This is a genomic window from Streptomyces sp. NPDC001828, from assembly GCF_042892175.1.
Taxonomy (GTDB): domain Bacteria; phylum Actinomycetota; class Actinomycetes; order Streptomycetales; family Streptomycetaceae; genus Streptomyces.
Genome location: NZ_JBIATV010000017.1, coordinates 147354 through 164927, shown reverse-complemented (window position 1 = coordinate 164927; position 17574 = coordinate 147354). Strand labels below are relative to the sequence as shown.

The window sequence follows — 17574 nt, the reverse complement described above, 5'->3', positions numbered from 1 at the left end:
GAAGGCGGGGTCAGGCCCGCTGGTTGCGGCGGGTCAGCCAGAGCACCCCGGCCGCGCCGACCAGGACGACCGTGCCGCCGAGCGTGCCGAGAGCCACGGCCGAGTCGAGCGGGCCGGTCTTGGGCAGGGCCGCCGGGGCGCCACCACTGCTGCTGCCGCCCGAGCCCGCGGCCCCGGTGACGTCCAGCTCCAGGGAGGGGCCGGGGCTGTTGCCGGCGGTGCAGGTCGTGACGGTGCCGAGCGCCTTGATGGTGAGCACGCCCGCGGTCAGCGTGACCTTGCCGTTGGCCTTCGGTACGTAGGTTCCCGACAAGTCGCTGATCTTGATGGGGGCGTTGGCGGGTATCTCCGCGGTGTTGGCGGGGCCCTTGACCGCGATGGTGCCCTTGTCCGCGCCGCCGAGGTCGATCACCGCGCTGGGGTTCATCGCGCCCGCGCCGAGCGCGACCGGGCTGGAGGAGACGCCCTTCTGGAAGGACATCGTCACGTTGTAGGAGCTGCCGCTCTTGACCGCCTTGATGTCGATGGGCGAGACGGCGCTCTTCGCCCCGATCGGGGTCTTGCAGTTGTAGTTGACGTCGACGACGGACGCCTGGGCCGCCGGGGCGGTGATCAGCACCACCGAGCCCGCCACCGCCGTCGCCAGCGCGAGAGCTGTCCTCTTCCGGTACGACACCTCTGGTTCCCCTTATGCCGGTTGAGCCGGAGGCCGCCAAGTTACTGACGGCACATCAGATTGGGCGCTCAAGGTACGCCGGGGAGGTTGTCGAGGGAAGACAAAGAACAGGGTCGGATCGGCGTCCGGACATGCGTGTGGCCCGGCGGTAAGAACCGCCGGTAACCATGAACGGGAGTTACGCGGGTGCCACGGGTTGCGCCCGGCCGCGGTCGCGCGGGCGCCGAGGGGCGGGCCCGGCCGGAGCCGCGCGCAGGGCGCGCGCCCGGCCGGCCGGGGTTACGCGGGTGCCGCGAGTTCCGCCCAGACCGTCTTGCCGGTCACGCCCGGCGTGCGCGTCACGCCCCAGTCGAGGCACAGCCGCTGCACGATGAACATGCCGTGCCCACCGGGCCGCCCCGCGCGGTGCGGGGTGCGGGGCGCGGGCTGGCCCGAACCGAGGTCGCTGACCTCCAGGCGCAGCACCTTCGCGGTGTGCGAGACGCGCAGCCCCTCGGGCCCCTCGGCGTGCAGGCACGCGTTGGTGACCAGCTCGGAGACGACGAGCAGCACGTCCTCGCAGGCGGCGCGGCCCTCGGCCGTCGCCGCCGGGAGCCAGCCCCAGTCGTAGAGGGCCTGCCTGGTGAAGTCGCGGGCCATCGGCACGATGCCGCTCGCCCCGGTCAGCGCCAGGACGCGTGCGGATACTACGGGGGCCGGGCCGTCGTTTTCCGACAGCCCGGCGTTGGGCCCGGCACCTTGGGATTCGGGCCCACGGTCGCCCGGAGCCTGCTCCCGGGTGGTGCTCATCAGCGCTTCACCTCACCGATTCGCCAATGTCTTCAGTCTGGTCTCCTGCCCGGACGAATCCGGGTCAGTCACTCAGAGCGGTATCGAGCGAATCATGCACGGTGAAGACTGCCTCCGCGCCCGTGATCTCGAATACCCGAGCCACCACGGGCTGCATGGCCACCAAGTGCACCCCGCCGCCCAGCTCCTCCGCCTTGAGGCGGGCGCCGAGCAGCACGTTCAACCCGGTGGAGTCGCAGAACTCAAGCTGCGAACAGTCCACGACGAGCCGAATGCGCCCCTGGTCGAGGGCTTCCTCCAGCGGCTCCCTGAGCAGATCCGCGGTGTGGTGATCGAGCTCACCCGCGGGTGTCAGGACCTCGCTGTGACCAACGGTGCGGACTCCGACCCGGAGCCGGCCCCGATTCGTGCTGCCGACCGTGCCGCGGTCCATGCCGTCCCTCTTCGCCGATTCGTCGTAACTTCCCAGGAACACTACGCCTTCCCTACGTCTTCTGGAACCCGAACATCGCACCAAAGCGGACATATACCAACAAAGAAGCCTTGCAAGTGCCTACATAAAGCGGGTAGGGGTAGTAGAGACAGCTATTCAACACGACCGGCCACGGAGGCGCCGCACACCGCGGACAACACGTATGGGCATCGGCAGCCATATGCCGAGAACGATGGAGGAGACCCATGTCACCCCGGCTCGACGAATCGCTTGCGGATACGTCGATCAAGCAGGAACCGCAGGACATCCGCCCCCCACATGCACGATCGCACGAAACCGCTGGACTTGAGGGACTTCCCCAGATCCCGCCCTACACCGAGGTCGGCCCGGTCGACGCACGGGCGCTGTCGAAGACGCTCTTCGCCCGCCTGCACGCGCTCGAAGAGGGCACTCAAGAGCACGCCTACGTGCGCAACACCCTGGTCGAACTGAATCTCGCCCTGGTCAAGTTCGCCGCATCGCGCTTCCGCACCCGCAGCGAGCCGATGGAGGACATCATCCAGGTCGGCACGATCGGCCTGATCAAGGCGATCGACCGGTTCGAGTTCGACCGCGGAGTGGAGTTCCCCACCTTCGCGATGCCGACCATCGTCGGCGAGATCAAGCGCTTCTTCCGCGACACCTCCTGGTCGGTGCGGGTTCCGCGCAGGCTCCAGGAGCTCCGTCTGGACCTCGCCAAGGCGGGCGACGAACTCGCCCAGCAGCTTGACCGCTCGGCCACGGTGGGCGAGCTCGCCGAACGCCTCGGCATCACCAAGGAAGAAGTCGTCGAAGGCATGGCGGCGAGCAACGCGTACACCGCGAGCTCGCTGGACGCCCAGCCCGAGGAGGACGACTCCGAAGGCGCCCTGAGCGACCGCATCGGCTACGAGGACCACGACCTCGAAGGCATCGAGTACATCGAGTCGCTGAAGCCGCTGATCGCCGAACTGCCCTCGCGGGACCGGAAGATCCTCTCGCTGCGCTTCGTCGCCAACATGACGCAGTCCGAGATCGGCGAGGAGCTCGGCATCTCCCAGATGCACGTCTCCCGGCTGCTCTCGCGCACCCTGCGCAAGCTCCGCAAGGGGCTGACCGTCGAAGAGTGAGCACAGCTGTCCGAGGGGCCCGCACCGTCAAGGTGCGGGCTCTTCCGCGTTGTTGACGCGGTGGTGCGCACTGGGTCACATTGAGCGCTGGGGATGCGGGGGGTCTGGGGGGACTTCATGGCGTACGAAGAGGTCATGGCGTACGAAGAGCTGGAAGCACCGATGCGCGAACGGCTGGGGCGCGAGTGCCTCTACGTGCCGTCCTGCCGGCTCGGCCTGTACCTGGCGCTCAGACACTGGTGCCCGCCGGGCGGCCGGGTGCTGATGTCCCCCGTCAACGACGACGTCATCTTCTTCGTGGTCCTCGCGGCCGGGCTGCGGCCGGTCCAGGCGCCGCTCGACCCCCTGGACGGGTCCCTCGACGTGGCGGCCGTACCGGACGCGCTCTGGCCCCGCCTCTCCGCCGTCCTCACCACCAACCTGTACGGCAACCCCGATCCGGCGCCCGAACTGGCCGCCCGCTGCGCGCGGTTGGGCATCCCCCTCATCGAGGACGCGGCCCACGCGATCGGCAGCGAGACGGCCGGGCGCAAGGTCGGCACCTTCGGGCAGGCCTCCGTCTTCAGTCTCTCCAAGCACACCGCGGCCAAGGCGGGCGGCTTCCTCGCGATCGCCGACCCGGGCCTGCGCGAGGCGCTCACCAAGACCCGCGACGCCCTCCTCGCCCCACGCCGCACCGGCGCCGAACTCGCCTACTGGGCGCGGCCGTACGCCGAGTCGGCCGTGCGCGGCCTCCGCCTGGCGCCCGCCGCCTGGGCGGTGCTCAGGATGCTCGGGCAGCAGGAGCGCGAGGACATCAGGATGCCCCTGCGCCCCGAGGAGCTGACCCACGCCGTCACGGCCGCGCCCGGTCTGTCCGCCTTCCACTCCTGGGCCCGGGTCGACATGCACGACTACCGGGCGACCCCGGGCAGGGGCCGACTCGCCCGGATCGGACGGAAGTTGGGGAGGCTCGACGCCGTGCTCGACGCACACCGCCGGGGCGCCGAGCGGTTGCTCGCCACCGAGTGGGCGCGGCCGAGGCCGGGGCCCGTCCAGCCCCTGTTCCGCGTTCCGCTGCTCGTCGAGGACCGCGACGCGGCCCGCGCGGCGCTCGCCCGGGCGCGGATCACGGTGGGCTATCTGTACGATCCGCCGCTCGACGACTACGCGGGCGAGGCGTTCACCGACCCGTCGCCCGCACCCGGGCCCGGCCGCTGGTTCGCCCAACACGCCCTGCCCGTCGACCCGTTGAAGGCCGCCCGCACGATCGAGGTGCTGCGCGCTGCGGGCGTCCGGCCCGCGAGGGGCGGCCCCGCCGGTGTCTGACACGGCCGGAACCGAGATCGAGGACATCGCCGCCGTGCCGTCCGACCGGGCCGTCAAGGACGGCAGCGAGCCCACGGGCGGCGGCGACTCGATGTTCCGCAACGCCTATGCCCTGATGCTGTCCACGGCCGTCTCGGCGGCGCTCGGCCTCGGCTTCTGGCTGGTCGCGGCCCGCTACTACAGCGAGGAGGCGGTCGGGCAGGGCTCGGCGGCCATCGCCGCGATGAAGCTGCTCGCCTCGATCACCGCGACCACCATGATCGGCGCGGTGGTCCGTTACGTGCCGCGCGCCGGGCGCTCCACCGCGATGCTGGTGCGCCGCGCCTACGTCGTCAGCACCGCCGTGGTGGCGGTGGCCTGCGTCGCCTTCCTCTTCTCGCTGCCGCTGTGGGGACCCTCGTACGAGCCGCTCTCCGGGCTCACCGCCGGCGTGGTCTTCACGGTGTCGTCGGTGGCCTGGGCGATCCTGACCCTCCAGGACGGCGTCCTCACCGGCCTGCGCAAGGCGATCTGGGTGCCGGTCGGCAACGCGGTGTTCTCGCTCGGCAAGCTGCTCCTGCTCGCCGTGTTCTCGGCGCTCGCCCTCGGCGTCTTCGTGTCGTGGGCCGCCTCGATGGCCCTTTCCATCCTGCCGCTCGGCTGGCTGATCTTCCGCCGGCTGATCCCGGCACAGGCCGCAGCCGACCGCGACCGGCCGGTCCCCGAGCTGCGCGAGATCGGCCGCTTCCTGGCCGGCGACTCGGTCGGGGCGCTGTTCTCGCTCGCCATGATCAACCTGCTGCCCGTGATGGTCGCGGTGCGCTTCCCGGCGGCGCAGAACGGCTTCTTCTTCATCGCGTACACGGTCGGCGGGACCATGGAGTTCATGGCCATCAACATGGCCTCCTCGCTGACCGCGCACTCCTCGCACAGCCCCGACAAGCTCGCCGACGGGGTACGCGGCGCCCTGCGCCGGATGGCGCTGCTGCTCATCCCGGTGGTCCTCTTCCTGGTCCTGTTCGCCCGCCAGATCCTCGGCCCGTTCGGCGACGACTACGCCCGGCACGGCACGCTGGTGCTCCAGTTGCTGGCCGCCGCCGCGATCCCCCGGGTCGCCGTCGAGCTGTACATCGGGGTGCTGCGCGTCCAGGGCCGCACCGGCATGCTGGCGATCCTCCAGGGCGCGATGTGCGCCCTGGTGCTCGGCAGCGCCGCGGTGCTGCTCGGCGTGTTCGGCATCTCCGGCGCCGGGTGGGCGCAGCTGTGCGCGATGACCGTGATGGCCCTGTGCTGCGTGCCCGGCCTGCGCGGCGCGCTCGCGGGCCGCGCCGCCATCCGCACCCCGGGCGCTCCCAAGTCGGCCGAATACGGGACGAGTTGGGCCAGGAAGGCGCAGGCGGCCAGGACCGAGGAGGCACGGGAGTACGGCACGCGGTGGGCCACCCAGACCGCGTATCTGCGCGGCGGCATGGACACGGCCACGCCCGCGCTCGGCATCCCCGTGTACGTCCCCGGGGCGCACCCCGAGCAGGGCTCCGCGACCACCCTGCACCTGCGGCTTCCGCCCGACCCGGCGGCCCGCGAGAGCGACGAGTCGCTCCTGACCACCGCCCTGTGGCTGCTGCTCGGCCTCGCCGCGGGCCTGTTCTGGGTCCCGCTGTCACGCGCCCCGGACACGGCGGGCCCCCGTCTCAACGGCACCGGCCTGCTGCACGCGCTACCGCCGGTGAGCCTGACCGCGGGGGTGCTGCTCATCGTGGTGTGCAGCGCGGCGGTGTCCCTCTACCGGCCGCGCCCCGGCCTGCTGGTGGCCGGCCTGTGGGTGACGGTGGCGGCCCTGCACACCGCCCCGGTCATCCTCGGCGTACCGCCCGACCGGCTGTCGGGCCCCTGGCACACCGCGCTGACCCGCTTCCTGTCCGAGACGGCGGGCCTCGCCGACCCCTCCGGCGTGGAGCGCTGGCTGCCCCTGGTCCTGCAACTGCTCTGCCTGGCGCTGGCGACGGTGTCCCTGCGGGCCCTGCGCGTGCACTGGCGGGTCACCGCGGTCGCGGTGTGGGTGCTCGCGGTCGCGGGCTGGGCGGCCCAGCGGGCGTTCGCCGGGGTGGCCCTGCCGGTCTTCGTCGGTTTGTGCGCGGTGACGACGGCGGCACTCGTGCACCGCCGCTTCACCGCTCGCCCTCCGGCCTGACCCGCTTGGTCCGCTCCACGGCACCCCGGGTCGCGGCCGGGAGGGGCAGGCCCGGGAACGCGCAGGCGACGGTGGAGAACGCGGCGAGCGAGACGAGGAAGGCGGTGGCCGAGAAGCCGTGCACGAGGAAGAGGCAGGTGGACACGAGCGCGCCGAACGAGAGGCTGAGCGGGGCGGCGAGCGCGAGCGCCTCCAGCCTCGCTCCGGGCCGCAGTGCCTGCGGCTGTGGATAGAGCAGGGCGAGTCCTGGGCCGAGGCTCACGTACAGCAGTACGGGGATCCAGCGGGCCGGGCCGGCCGCGGGTAGCGCGGTCGCGGCGAGTGCGGCCCAGCCGGACAGGGCGAGGGTGGCTCTGATCTGGTTCTGCCTGAGCGTCATGACGACCTCCGAGTCGTGAATGGCCGGCTCTCAAGTCCTGTGTTTCGCATGGCCGTTCGCGCAGTTCCCCGCGCCCCTTCAGACTTTCCCCCACCCCGCCCCTTCCCGAGACCCTCCGGGGGTGAAAGACCCTGGGGCTCTGCCCCAGACCCCGTTCGCGCCTGAACGGCGCTCGTCCTCAAACGCCGGACGGGCTGGGTATGCCTATGCGGGCCAGCACCAAGGCATTTAGGGGGCCCGGGGGCGAAGGCCCCGGAAGCCCATCCTGTCCCCACCCACCCCCGGAGGGTTGAGGGAAGGGGCGGGGAGGGGCCAAACCCCGGGGTCCGGGGCGGAGTCCCAAGGGGCTAGGTGGGGCGTGGGGGGACGTACTGGAGGATCACGCCGTAGGGGCCCCGCTCAAGCACCCGGAACCTCGGCGAAGCCTCGAGCTTCGAGCGCAGCTCGGCGAAACCTCCCGGAGGAAGCAGCCCCTCCCCCGCCGTGTAGACGTCCTGCGTCCGCGTGAGGATGAAGTACACCGGCCGCCCGTCCTGGGGGAGTTGCGGCTCCAGATATCCCACCGGATCCCGCAGCATGACCGCGTTCTGCGGCTCCTCCTGCTCGGCCACGTACCAGTGCTCCAGCTGGTCGTAGCGGTGCAGCGCCTGCGGGAAGGAGCCGGTGACCGCGAGGATCATCGAGCCCTTGGGCGCGTTGTCGAGGACCCGGGTCACCATCGCCGTCTCGGCGGGCGGCGTGTAGTACATCCGCTCCTTGCCGTAGTACGCGGGGATGAACCCGGCCACGAGCAGCACGAGCACCACCGGCAGCGCGACAGCAGCGACCCGCCGGCGCACCACGGGTCTGATGCGGCCGCTCCCCTGCCCGGCCGCCGCCGGCACGAGCGCCGCAGCCGCGAAGAACGCCGCCCCCGGCAGCCCGAACAGGTAGACCCGGAACAGCATTTCGCCGCCGTAGTCGTTGACGGCGAACAGCGGCACCGGCGCCACCGACACCAGGAGCAGTGGCAGCGCGCTCTTGACCAGCTTGCGGCGCAGCACCACCGCGATCGCCGCGAGCCCGGCCACCACCAGGACCATCACGATGTCGGCGCGACCCTGCAACACCGGGCCGGAGCCGGTGAGTTCACCCGCGTACCCGGCACGCGAGTTGTTGAGGAGGTTGCCCACCGACTCCTTCAGGGAGGCCAGCGTCTCCACGAACAGCGGGCGGCCCATCGTGACGTCCCAGATCAGCATGATCACGGCCGTGACGACGAGCAGCCCGGGGTTGCGGTAGCGCCGGGTCAGGTTGAGCGCGAACAGGGCGACGCACAGCATCACCGGGGTGAGCTGGTGAGTGAAGTTGATGGCGGCGATCAGCGGGGCCAGGATCGCGACGCAGACCGCGCGCTGGCGCCCGGTGGTGGGCGGCGGGACGCTGGCGGCCGCCGGGTCGAGGTTGGCCCGCGAGCGCAGGTCGCCCGCGGCCCCGGGGCGTACGAAGTGACGGAACACCACGGCGAGCACGGCCAGGTCCAGGATCAGGGCCATGCCCTGGGGTGAGAAGTAGTCCTGGCCGACCCAGTTGGCGACCTCGAAGATCCAGACGCCGGTCCACACCAGACGCCAGTCCTCGGCGAAGGTGCGGTAGATCAGGACGAGCACCGGGATGAGGACGACGCCGTAGAACAGCGGCGCCCAGTTGAGGTACGAGGCCGCGGTGTCCACGCCGAAGGCGCGTACGAGCCCGGCGTTGAGCGTGAAGAAACCCGGCCACTGGTCGTACGCCGCCATGTTCCCGGACAGCGGCACTCCGGGCCGCAGCTCCTGGTTGGCGAGGAGGTGGTTGACCACGGCGTCGTGCTTGGAAGCCCAGGGGTAGCGCACCGAGTCGTACAGGATCGAGGTGGGCGCCTTGAGGGCGAAGAGCAGCGCGACGCTGTAGAGGCCGGGCCACCAGGGCGCGGTGCCCGCCCGCCGCAGGCTGACGACGAAGCCGCCGGTGAGGACGGCGAGCGAGAGGTAGAAGGCGGCGGGCAGCCGGTCGATCAGGCCCCAGTCGTCCATGTGCCGGTAGTCGATGTGGGGAAGCGCGTACACCCACAGGGCGGCGGCCAGCACCAACGGCAGCCAGGTGAAAAGGATTTGAGGGCTGATCAGGTCCGGCAGCGACCGGCGCCGCGCGCCTTTCGCCGGCCCGTCCGCCGCCCGCTCGGCCGGGTCGTCGGGGGGTGGCTGCGCGCTCCCCTGGACCGGCGCGGGCACACGATGCTGCACAGTGCGACTCCCCCCACGAATGTGGTCACGGCCGTCACGCCGCTGTCCCCTGGCTGTCCCCTTCGAGCGAGTATAGGAACACTCCTCGCACCGGTGTGGCTACACCGCGAACGGCTCCGGCCCGCCCTCACCCCGCGAAGACGGGCCCCTTCACGACGGCTCTGGTCCGGCGGTAGTACCGCCAACCCACCGTCAGCGGCGAGTCGTTGTACGGTGCGGCCCGCGCCCCCTCGCCGCGCATCCACGCCGCCACATCGGCGAGGGTATGGCCGCGGCGCACGATGAGACGGGCGATGCGGTACGCCTCGTCGTACTCCGAGCTGAGCGCGTGCCGCACGGCGACCGCCGTCTGGTAGCCCGCGGTGCGCGCGGCCCCGCGCACGGCACGGCTGTTGTAGCCGTGCGGATAGGCGAGATGGTCGATCCGGTGGCCGAGCCTGTCCTCCAACTCGGCTTTGCTGTCGACGAGTTCACGCCTCAGCTCCCGATGGCCGAGAGTGTCGAGCTGGGGGTGCGAGACGGTGTGGGCGCCCACCTCAAGGCCGTACTCCTCCAGGAGCCCGGCCTGGCCGAGGCTCATCATCGGCGCGGGCGGCAGCAGGCTGCGCCGCCCGGGCGCGAGCGCGCCGGTGGTGAGGTAGGCGGTGGCCGGCACGCCCCGCTCGGCGAGCGCCTCGGCGGTGCGTCCCGGCAGGTCGGCGAAGCCGTCGTCGAAGGTGAGCACCACCGGCCGGGGCGGCAGCGCGGCCCGGCCGGCGAAGTGCGCGGCGAGCGTCCCGATGGTCACCGGGGTGCGCCCGCTGTCGCGGATCACGTCGAGATGGTCCTCGAACTGCCGTGGTGTGATGGTGAATTCGGCGATCCAGGCGGGCGGTTCGTCCATCACCGCGTGGTAGAGCAGCACCGGTATGCGCGCCGACGCCCCGCTCATCCGGTCACCTCCCACGGCAGCCGGTGGCCGCGCACCCGGCGCCGGGCCCGGAGGTAGCCGAGCGGCCCGTACAGCATGCCCCGGCGTTCCAGGCGGGACAGCGAGCGCGGCCACGGGTGGCTGTGCGAGCCGTGTTCGCCCGGCACGGCCTGCTCCCCCGCGTCCCGGTGGGCGCTGATGGCGAGCGCGTGCGCGAGGCCGCGCGGCACCCGGGCGAGCAGCGCGGGCAGCAGCGCCGGGCGGCGGGCGATGATCGCGGTGAGGTAGGCGGTGAGCCCGGCGCCGTAGCCGTACGCCTGGTTCTCCAGGTCCTGCCAGGTCTCGCGGTGGTGGTGCCAGACCAGCGCCTCGGGCGTGTAGCTGAGGCGGTGGCCCGCGACGACGACCCGGGCGAAGGCGTACAGGTCGTCGCCGCCCCTGGCCGGGGTGCCGGTGCCGGTGGCCGGGTCGAAGCCGCCGACGGAACGGATGACGTCCGCCCGGAAGGCCATGTTGGCGCCGGAGCCGAACCGGCCCGCCGTGAACGGGAAGAGCGGCTCGTCGGGCGGGGGTCTGCGCGGGTCGAAGTGACGGGGCGCGAAGCCCTTGGTGAAGCCGCCGTGGCTCTCCAGGAGGATCTGCGCGGGCGTGGTGAGGCGGGCGGGCAGGATCAGACCCGTCACACAGCCGAGCCGGGGATCGACCGCGAAGGGCGCGGCGAGCGAGGACAGCCAGCGCCGGTCGGCGATCACGTCGTCGTCGGTGAACGCGAGGATCTCGCCGTGCGCGACGGCGACGCCCCGGTTGTGGGCGGCGGCCAGACCCGGCACGGGCTCGACGGCATAGCGGACGCCCAGCGGGGCGTAGTGCCGCTCGACCAGTTCGCGGGTCCGGTCGGTCGCGGGGTTGTTGTCGACGACGACGATCTCGTGGTCGGGGTGGTCCTGGACGAGCAACGAGTCGAGCGCGCGGGCCAGTTGGGCCGAACGCTCCCGGGTGGCGACGACGACGGTGGCGCGCGCCGGCGCCGGCGCGGACACCGGCCGTTCCTCGGGTACGAATCCGGTGAGCTGCTTGCGGGCGGCCGCCGCCAGCACCTGGGCCGGGTCCTCGCCCTCCCGCACCCGGCCGAGGACCGTCCCGACCGGCAGCCCCCGCAGCCGGACCAGGACGTACACCTCGCCGGGTCCGATCGGCGGCCCGCCCGGCGCGGGCGTCAGGGACAGCACGTCCCCGTCGAGCCCGTCGAGGTCCAGCTCCCCCACGCCGATGCCCGCCACGGTTCTCCGCTCCTCCACCGGCCCCCGGGCCCGCGGCCCCCGCGACGCCTCTGACGATCTGTCCGACACTGTGCTTCCCCCCGTGCTCCGGGTCTCCCGATGGCCTCGAAGGCCGCGCCCCTACGGGGCTACTTGCCGGCGCCGCGCAACCGCGCGGCCCGCTTGAGGCCGCGCTGCGCGAACTCCGCGAGCCTCGGCCGTTCCCGTACGAATCCGTGCGCCCGGCGGGACGGTTCCCGGCCGGCCCAGTGCAGCACCGCGCCCGCGCCCGGCCGGGTCGACGCCCCCTCATGGACCGGTATCTCGCCGGTCTTGAGCGCCTCCTTGTACTCGGCGGCCCCCCGGCCGAGGTCCAGCATCCCGATGCCCTCGGCGGCCGCGGCCTCCGCCATCCGCAGATGGAGCACCAGGCCCGGCGAGTACTTGGCGTACTCCGGGTCGTATGCCGGAAACCAGCAGGCCAGGACCGTGCGCGAGCGCAGCCCGAAGTGCGCCGCCACCGGCGCGTCCCCCGCGTACAGGACGGAGAGCACCCCCGAGCAGCCGGGCGCGCGGGTGTGGGCGAGCTGCCGCACCAGGGTGGTGATCCACTCCTGGGCGAACCGGTCGCGCCGCCCGGTGCGGCGGTACTGCGCGGACTTCCACTCCATGAGCCGGGCCAGCGCCGCCGGGTCCCGCTCGTCGAAGACGAATCGGACCTCGCCGGCCTGCCGCCCCAGCCTGCGCTCCTTGGCGGTGGTGGTCCTGAAGAACTTGGGCGACCGCTGCCGCAGGATCGTTTCGTACGCCGCGTAACCGGCCCCCACGTCGATGACGAAGGAGGCGTACTCGGCCGCGGAGTCCGGCACGAACAGGGACTGGCCGTCCTCCAGGTTGTCGAACTCCCAGGCGGACAGTCCGCAGGAGCGCAACAACTCGGCTTTCTCCAAGGTCAGTTGAGGCCTTCCGATGAGGCCCTGACAGTCCGAGACGCCGAACCCGATGGCCCTGCCCCGCCCCAACTTCCCCTTCTCGTAGGGGAAGAAGGCGGCCGGTTCGCCCCCCTCGTACACCACGGCCACCCGCGCCGAGGACCGCACCCGGCCGACCGCCAGGGTGAACTCCGGCTCCATGAAAGGATTCTCCGGCGCCTGCGACTTGCCCCGCAGCTCGCGCCAGACCTCCAGCTCCGCGGCGCTCAGATCGCCGGGCCTCGCCACGCGTATGCGCCCCCGGGCGCCCTCGACGGCACCACTCCCGTGCGGACTGCCCACTTCGACCCCCCGGTCTCCCCCGAGCAACTGACCTGGACGGTACCGATGGATTTCACCCGACGGTAGGTACCGTCCCGCAGTTTGTGACCATACGGAGAAGCTTGGTACGCCGTCGTCGTTTTGGCCCCTTCATGACCGACGCGAAGGGGCGGTACGCGAGGGGCCTGGGGTACGGGTGTGGCGCCCGGCGTGAGCTAATGCACGGTATGAGCTACTTCATGACCGACCTGTCGGGCACCTCCGTCGAAGAGCCCGACGAGGCGACGATGCGCACGATCCTCGACGGCCTGGCCGACGCCGACGACGAGCACCCCGATGTCTCCCTGACCCATGAGAACGGCTGGTCCCTCAGCGCCTTCCCGAGCGGCGAGCTGCTCTGGCTCCTCTGGGAGAACCTGGACGAGCCGGACGCGCAGCCGCGCCAGATCTCGGGGGTGGCCAAGGACGAGGTGCTGCGGCTCTTCGGGCTGCTCGCGAAGGGCGAGACGGCGGAAATCGAGCGCCTCGCGGCTTCCTGAGTCCCGGGGCCGGGGCGGGCCGGTCCGGGAATCCCGGGGCTCCCCGTGGGCCGAGGGGCGCGCGGCGCATATTCGCCGGGCAATCGCGCTCCCGTGCGCCGTCCTGGCCGGGGAACCGGTACCCCGGGTTCCGGGCGTCTTGCGGCACGTAACCGGAGGCGCAGCGGTCCGGGGAGGGCCGCGCGGGCGAAGGAGGCACAGCCGATGGAGAAGAGGCTGTGACAGCGGAGTTCCCGCGGGCGGTGTGCACGGCGGCCTTGCCGCCGTCCATCGTCCGGGAGCCGGATCCGGCGGCTCCCGAACGCGGGGGTGACGGCGACGGCCGCCGTCGGCTCCACCCCTCCCTCGTCCACGCCGGGGCCCGGCCCTTCCACGCCACTGGCCGGGCCCCATCCTCATCCCGCCCTCAGACCCGGCGGCCGGCCCGCCACACCTCGCCGACCAGCGGGACACCCGGGCGGTAGGCGAGGTGGACGTGCGAGGGCGCGTCCAGGAACGCCAGGTCGGCGCGGGCGCCGGGGGCCAGCCGCCCGATGTCGGTGCGGCGCAGTGCGGCGGCGCCGCCCGCCGTCGCCGACCAGACCGCCTCGTCCGGCGTCATCTTCATGTCCCGCACGGCGAGCGCGACACAGAACGGCATCGAGGACGTGAAGGACGAGCCCGGGTTGCAGTCCGTGGAGAGCGCGACGGTCGCACCGGCGTCCAACAGCCTTCGCGCGTCCGGCCAGGGGGCCCGGGTGGAGAACTCGGCGCCGGGCAGCAGGGTCGCGACCGTGGCGCTGTTGGCGAGCGCGTCGACGTCGGCGTCCGTCAGATGGGTGCAGTGGTCGGCGGACGCGGCCTCCAGCTCCACCGCGAGCTGCACACCGGGCCCGTACGTCAACTGGTTGGCGTGGACGCGCGGCAGGAGCCCCCTGGCCTTTCCGGCGGTGAGGATGGCCCGCGCCTGGTCGCCGTCGAAGGCGCCCTTCTCGCAGAAGACGTCGACCCAACGGGCGTACGGGGAACAGGCGTCCAGCATCTCGCCGGTGACCAGGCCGACGTATCCGGCCGGGTCGTCGGCGTACTCGGGGGCCACGATGTGCGCGCCGAGGTAGGTGACCTCGTCCGTGTGCCCGGCCGCGACGCGCAGCGCGCGGGCCTCGTCCTCGACGGTGAGCCCGTACCCGGACTTGGTCTCCTGGGTGGTGGTGCCCTGCCGCAGCGCCTCCGCGAGGTAGCGGGCGACATTGGCACCGAGCTCCTCGTCGCTCGCGGCGCGGGTCGCGGCCACGGTGGTGCGGATGCCGCCGGCCTTGTACGGCCGGCCGCTCATGCGGGCGTTGAACTCGGCGGTGCGGTCGCCCGCGAAGACGAGGTGGGAGTGGGAGTCGACGAAGCCGGGGATGACGGCCCGGCCCCGCGCGTCGACGGCGTCGTCGGCGTCGGGGGCGTCGGCCGTGCGGCCGGTCCAGGCGATCCGGTCGCCCTCGATGACGAGGGCGGCGTCCTCGACGAGGCCGAGGGGTCCGTCTCCCCTCTCGGGGTCGTTGGTGACGAGGCTGGCGATGTTCCGCACGAGGGTGGTGCGCATGGGTTCCCTTTCTTTCCCCACCCCGCCCCTTCCCGAGACCCTCCGGGGGTGGTGTTGTTCGGCTGCGGATCGTAGGGGCCGTTCGCGCAGTTCCCCGCGCCCCTGAAAGCGCCGGGTACAGCGGCATCTTCAGCCCGTCCGGGGTTGAGGACGAGCGCCGTTCAGGCGCGAACGGGGGTCTGGGGGCGGAGCCCCCAGGGGCGGCGTGGGGAATCCTCCGGGTTCTGGGGCGGAGCCCCAGGGGGCTATCTCAGGGCGGCGATGGCCGTGGACAGGGCCGAGGCCACATCCGGTATCAGGGTGTGGACCCCGTCCCGCACCACGGCCCGGCCCCCCACCACCACGTGCCGCACATCGGACGCGGTCGCCGCGAACACCACCGTCTCCGCGGCGAGCCGGGGCACCGCCCCCGCCGTCCGGACGGAGTCGAGCGCGATCGTGGCGAGGTCGGCCGGGGCGCCCGCCTCGATGCGGCCCGCCTCGGCCCAGCCGAGTGCCGCGTGGCCGTCGGCCGTCGCCGCCCGCAGCAGCGCCGCCACCGTCCAGTGGCCCCGCAGCCGCGTACGGAGGCGCTCGTCGAGCTCCATCGCGCGCGCCTCTTCGAGGAGGTCGATCACGGCGTGGCTGTCGCTGCCCAGCGAGAGCGGGGAGCCCGCCCGCTGGAGGGCGAGCGCCGGGCCGATGCCGTCGGCGAGGTCGCGTTCGGTGGTGGGGCACATGCAGGTGCCCGTCCCGGCGGCCCCGATGAGGGCGATGTCGCCGTCCGTGAGGTGGGTGTTGTGGACGCCCGTGGTCCGGGCGCCGAGCACCCCGTGCTCGGCGAGCAGCCGCGTGGGCGTCATCCCGTACGCGTCGAGGCACGCCTCGTTCTCCGCGGTCTGCTCGGAGAGATGGACGTGCAGCGGGGCCCGCCGGGCCTCGGCCCACTGGGCGACCGTGCCCAACTCCCGTGCGGGGACGGCCCGTACGGAGTGGACGGCCGCTCCGATCCGCGCGTGCGCCCGCTCCTTGAGCGCCGAGCAGCGCTCGGCCCACGCCTCGGCCGTGCCGTCCGAGAAGCGCAGCTGGTGGCGGTCGGGGGCGGCCCCGAAGCCGGAGGAGAGATACGCGGTGTCGAGCAGCGTGATCCGGATGCCCGCCTCGGCGGCGGCGGCGATCAGCGCCTCGCCCATCGCGTTCGGGTCGTCGTAGGGGGTGCCGTCCGGCGCGTGGTGCAGATAGTGGAACTCGCCGACGGCGGTGATCCCGGCGAGCGCCATCTCCGCGTACACCGCGCGGGCCAGTGCGTGGTAGGAGTCCGGGGTGAGCCGGGACGCGACCTGGTACATGGTCTCGCGCCAGGTCCAGAACGTCCCCGAGCCGACCTGCACGGTGGAGCGCAGGGCCCGGTGGAAGGCGTGCGAGTGGGCGTTGGCGAGCCCGGGCACGGTGAAGCCGCGCAGCACCTCGGCGCCGGGCGGCGGTGTCTCGGCTCCCGTGCGGACGGCGGAGATCCGGCCGTCGTCGCCGACCTCCACGACCACTCCCGGCTCGACCACGGGGTCGAGCCAGGCGTGCTCGAGCCAGTACGTCACCTGCACGCCAGGCCCTCCAGTACATCGGCGAGTGCGAGCACCCCGGCGACGCAGTCGTCCTCGCAGGCGAACTCGGCCGGGGAGTGCGAGACGCCGGTGGGGTTGCGTACGAACAGCATGGCGGTCGGGATCGAGCCGGACAGGATTCCGGCGTCGTGTCCCGCGCCGGTGCCGAGCACCGGGGTGTGGCCGCCGAGGATCTTGGCGATCTCGTCCCGGAGCGCGTGCTCGAACTCCACGACGGGCGTGAACGACTCCCGTACGACGCTGAGGTCCACGCCGTCGCGCTCGGCGCGCTCCTTCGCGGCCCGCTCGATCGCGGCGACGACCGTGTCCAGGGTGGACTGGTCGGCGGCCCGCGAGTCGAGCCAGCCGCGCACCAGGGAGGGGATGGCGTTGACGCCGTTGGGCTCGCAGGAGATCTTGCCGAACGTGGCGACCGCGCCCGCGAGTTCGGCCTCGCGGCGGGCGGCCAGGACCGTCTCGGCGTACGTCAGCATCGGGTCGCGCCGGTCGGCCAGGCGGGTGGTGCCGGCGTGGTTGGCCTCGCCCGCGAAGTCGAACCGCCAGCGGCCGTGCGGCCAGATGGCCGAGGCGATGCCGACGGCGTCGCCGCTCAGGTCGAGGGCGCGGCCCTGTTCGACGTGCAGCTCCACGAACGCGCCGATGCGGGCGAGGCGTTCGGGGTCGGGGCCGATGGCGTCCGGGTCGTACCCGGCCCGCTCCATGGCCTGCGGGAGGCTGATCCCGTCCTGGTCGCGCAGGCGGTGCGCGGCCTCGACGGTGAGCTGCCCCGCGGTCAGCCGGGAGCCGACGCAGGCGAGGCCGAAGCGGGCGCCCTCCTCGTCACCGAAGTTGGTGATGGCGAGGGGACGGGTCAACTCCGTTCCCCTGCGCCTGAGTTCGTCGAGCGCGGCGAAGGACGACACGACGCCGAGGGGGCCGTCGAAGGGGCCGCCGTCGGGGACGGAGTCCAGGTGCGAGCCGGTGACGACGGCGTCACCGGCCAGCGGGTCGCCGGCCCAGGCCCACTGGTTGCCGTTCCGGTCCAGCTCATAGGTGAGCCCGCGCGCCTCGGCCTGCGCGCGGAACCAGTCCCGGCACTCCGCGTCGGCCCCGGTCCAGGCGTGGCGGCGGTAGCCACGGGTTGCGCTGTCGCGGCCGATGGGGGCGAGGGTGGCCCACATCTCATGAAAGCCGGCGCCTCCGGCGGGGGCGGGGGTTTCCGGTTCGGCTGCGGGCCGTGCGTGGCCGGTCGCGCCGTTCCCCGCGCCCCTGGCGGGGTTGGGGGTGGACGCCGCC

At 72.8% G+C, this 17574-nt stretch carries 15 protein-coding genes; 4 read left to right on the top strand and 11 right to left on the bottom strand.

Translation table 11 applies throughout. The annotated features are described in order from the left end of the window. Positions 1-10 precede the first annotated feature (10 nt). The 3 genes from ACFYZA_RS36045 to ACFYZA_RS36035 all read right to left on the bottom strand — a co-directional run bounded on the left by ACFYZA_RS36045 (position 11) and on the right by ACFYZA_RS36035 (position 1898). Positions 11-676, bottom strand: a complete 666-nt coding sequence (locus ACFYZA_RS36045) for a peptidase (protein ID WP_382597242.1) — start codon at positions 674-676, stop codon at positions 11-13. 279 nt (positions 677-955) lie between these two features. Next, entirely contained in the window at positions 956-1465 is a 510-nt protein-coding gene (locus ACFYZA_RS36040; protein ID WP_382597244.1) for an ATP-binding protein, read from the bottom strand. Positions 1466-1529: 64 nt separating this feature from the next. Further along, positions 1530-1898: an STAS domain-containing protein gene (locus ACFYZA_RS36035; protein WP_382597246.1), complete on the bottom strand. Its 369-nt coding sequence runs from the start codon at positions 1896-1898 to the stop codon at positions 1530-1532. A gap of 245 nt (positions 1899-2143) precedes the next feature. Between ACFYZA_RS36035 and ACFYZA_RS36030 the strand changes: the two genes are divergently transcribed. From ACFYZA_RS36030 to ACFYZA_RS36020, 3 genes are all read left to right on the top strand, one after another. Then, positions 2144-3046: an RNA polymerase sigma factor SigF gene (locus tag ACFYZA_RS36030; protein WP_382597248.1), complete on the top strand. Its 903-nt coding sequence runs from the start codon at positions 2144-2146 to the stop codon at positions 3044-3046. Positions 3047-3163: 117 nt separating this feature from the next. Then, complete coding sequence (locus ACFYZA_RS36025; protein WP_388494640.1) at positions 3164-4354, top strand: DegT/DnrJ/EryC1/StrS family aminotransferase; 1191 nt, start codon at positions 3164-3166, stop codon at positions 4352-4354. Beyond that, positions 4347-6524 carry a lipopolysaccharide biosynthesis protein gene (locus ACFYZA_RS36020; protein ID WP_388494639.1) on the top strand — a complete coding sequence of 726 codons (2178 nt, stop codon included), beginning with the start codon at positions 4347-4349 and terminating at the stop codon, positions 6522-6524. The genes ACFYZA_RS36025 and ACFYZA_RS36020 overlap by 8 nt, the downstream gene beginning before the upstream one ends. Here ACFYZA_RS36020 and ACFYZA_RS36015 read toward each other — a convergent pair. From ACFYZA_RS36015 to ACFYZA_RS35995, 5 genes are all read right to left on the bottom strand, one after another. Next, positions 6502-6903 (bottom strand): hypothetical protein, encoded by a 402-nt coding sequence (locus ACFYZA_RS36015; protein WP_382597254.1) that lies wholly within the window; start codon positions 6901-6903, stop codon positions 6502-6504. The two genes, ACFYZA_RS36020 and ACFYZA_RS36015, sit on opposite strands and share 23 nt — an antisense overlap. A 347-nt stretch (positions 6904-7250) precedes the next feature. Further along, positions 7251-9164, bottom strand: coding sequence for a hypothetical protein (locus ACFYZA_RS36010; RefSeq protein WP_382597256.1), 1914 nt, complete (start codon positions 9162-9164; stop codon positions 7251-7253). Positions 9165-9291: 127 nt separating this feature from the next. Continuing rightward, positions 9292-10095, bottom strand: a complete 804-nt coding sequence (locus ACFYZA_RS36005; protein WP_388494638.1) for a polysaccharide deacetylase family protein — start codon at positions 10093-10095, stop codon at positions 9292-9294. Next, on the bottom strand, positions 10092-11354 hold the full coding sequence (locus ACFYZA_RS36000; protein WP_388494637.1) for a glycosyltransferase: 1263 nt from the start codon (positions 11352-11354) through the stop codon (positions 10092-10094). Before ACFYZA_RS36000 ends, ACFYZA_RS36005 begins: the two co-directional genes overlap by 4 nt. 128 nt (positions 11355-11482) lie before the next feature. Next, entirely contained in the window at positions 11483-12559 is a 1077-nt protein-coding gene (locus tag ACFYZA_RS35995; protein ID WP_388494665.1) for a GNAT family N-acetyltransferase, read from the bottom strand. Between the two features lie 266 nt (positions 12560-12825). Between ACFYZA_RS35995 and ACFYZA_RS35990 the strand changes: the two genes are divergently transcribed. Next, complete coding sequence (locus ACFYZA_RS35990) at positions 12826-13125, top strand: hypothetical protein (protein ID WP_382597262.1); 300 nt, start codon at positions 12826-12828, stop codon at positions 13123-13125. A gap of 406 nt (positions 13126-13531) precedes the next feature. On the opposite strand, the gene hutI is transcribed toward ACFYZA_RS35990, so the two are convergent. From hutI to ACFYZA_RS35975, 3 genes are all read right to left on the bottom strand, one after another. Beyond that, positions 13532-14698: an imidazolonepropionase gene (gene hutI / locus ACFYZA_RS35985; RefSeq protein ID WP_388494636.1), complete on the bottom strand. Its 1167-nt coding sequence runs from the start codon at positions 14696-14698 to the stop codon at positions 13532-13534. A 245-nt stretch (positions 14699-14943) separates the two neighbouring features. Next, on the bottom strand, positions 14944-16278 hold the full coding sequence (locus ACFYZA_RS35980; RefSeq protein ID WP_388494635.1) for a formimidoylglutamate deiminase: 1335 nt from the start codon (positions 16276-16278) through the stop codon (positions 14944-14946). Beyond that, positions 16269-17459 (bottom strand): allantoate amidohydrolase, encoded by a 1191-nt coding sequence (locus tag ACFYZA_RS35975; RefSeq protein WP_388494664.1) that lies wholly within the window; start codon positions 17457-17459, stop codon positions 16269-16271. The genes ACFYZA_RS35980 and ACFYZA_RS35975 overlap by 10 nt, the downstream gene beginning before the upstream one ends. Positions 17460-17574: the final 115 nt, after the last annotated feature.